Annotated in this window: 2 protein-coding genes; both read right to left on the minus strand. The window is 57.2% G+C overall.

Annotated elements, in window-relative coordinates; all coding sequences use genetic code 11:
• The coding region (locus tag DWZ15_RS10240) for a PTS sugar transporter subunit IIC (protein ID WP_147324174.1) at positions 1-581 on the minus strand (581 nt) is incomplete at its 3' end.
• Between the two features lie 225 nt (positions 582-806).
• Entirely contained in the window at positions 807-1,697 is an 891-nt protein-coding gene (locus DWZ15_RS10245; protein WP_233544797.1) for a DMT family transporter, read from the minus strand.
• Between the last annotated feature and the right edge of the window lie 133 nt (positions 1,698-1,830).

Below are 1,830 nucleotides of genomic sequence, written 5' to 3' on the forward strand. Positions count from 1 at the left end.
CCGAGCATGGCGAAGCCCATGGCCGGCAGGATGTTGGCGGCAACGCCGCAACCGTCGATGATGAAGGGCGGGATGAAGTCGAGCAGGCCCTGGATGGCGTCGGAACCCAAATAGAAGGCGCCGCCGCACAGCAGGAAGTACTCGACGCAGCCCCAGATTCCAATTCCCCAATGAACGGCGTAGATGCCTTTGAGGTTTCCCTTGAGGGCGAACTTGTCTGCCATATCGACAAACACAGGGAACAAGGCATTGGTAATGTTGCCGATCGTCAGCGCAAGGACGGCGATGGGCATGGCGAGCGCGATGGCCGTCTCGGTACCCTGACCGAGCTGAATGGCAAACGCGCAGGCGAGCACGCCGCCGACGGTTTCGTTAGGCGGCACGTAGGCGCCGATGGAAATCGAGCCCATGAACAGCAACTCCAGGCTGGCGCCAACGGCAAGGCCAGTCTGCAGGTCCCCCAGCACCAGGCCCACGAGCGGGCACAGGACGATGGGGCGGAACGCGTAGAGGGTGCCGAGCTGGTAGTCGAGGCATCCAAACGCTCCGACTAAGCCGACGAGGATTGCTTGGACAAGCATAATTCCTCCCAATAAGGAATCTCGAACCGTCGTCACTCCCGTCGCGCGCGTTGTTGATATCAATTCCGGGAGTTCGATTCCACGGCTCGAAGCGTACCTGGTGTGCTGCTAACACCCATGCCAGGCACAAATGATTTGATACCAATTATAGGTATGCAGGTTCGCCTTATTTAATACCAGTCGCTCAGCGGGGTGTTTTTTACCGTAAACGGCAGGCGCATCCCATTAGGCACGCTCTTTGTTTCGATGGCGGACAAGCGCCACCAGAAAGCCGTCGCCAAAAGCATCGGATGCCAAGTTGGCCACAATCACCAAAACGATCATCGCTGCGCCCAAAAACTCGTTCCAGCGAAAGACCTCGCCAAAGAGGAGCGCCGACCAGCAGGGAGCGAGCACGACCTCACTCATGCAAACCAAGTTGGCCGCAAACGCGTTGGTGCGCGCAATCCCCTTGGCATACAGCACACTCGCAAGGCCGCTGCAAAAAAGGCCATGCACCAGCATAAGCCCCCACTCAAAGGGTTTCACGGAGCCTAGGTCGCCGGCAAAATAGACGATCGGAAGTATCGAGATGCCGCAGGAGATGAGCGAGGACACCATGGGCGACGCATCGGGGCGAGAGTTTAAAAAGAAACACAGCCCAAAGGTGGCGCCCGAAATGACGGCAAGCAGATTTCCGAGCATGCCCTCGGCGCTCAAATCACCTAAAAAGAAAAGTCCCATACCCGTAAAAGCAACCACCACGGAGGCAATCTTCGCAGGCGAGGGCAACGTGCGAGTTGCGAGCGATTGATACACGATAACGAAAATCATCGAGGTGTACTGCAGAACGATCGCGTTGCCGACCGTCGTGAGCTGGTTGGCAAAGTTAAACGTGGTGCCCGTCACGAAGTTGCAGACGGCCACAAGGACAATAAGACGGCTGACGCGAAGGACGGGTCTGCCGACGAGCAGGATAAAGAGCGCCATAAATATTGCCGTGACGGCACCGATCAAAAGAGCTGACTGCGAATTGGCGCGAACGAGGATGCCGATAAAACTCCACAAGAGCGCCGTGCCAAATAGATACATCGCCCCGCTCACGCCATTTTCGGGTGGATTGTCAGATCGAATCACGAAGCACCTCCAACTAGCTTTCGGTAATAAAAAACGGCGACCGCAATGGGTCGCCGTTTCCCTTGGGGGCAAATAATAGGCCGGGTCCTTACGCCAGCACGCCGAAGAACGCGCCGATGATGCCCACGACCAT

Origin of the sequence: Collinsella sp. AF29-7AC, from assembly GCF_003475665.1 — a bacterium.
Classification (GTDB): domain Bacteria; phylum Actinomycetota; class Coriobacteriia; order Coriobacteriales; family Coriobacteriaceae; genus Collinsella.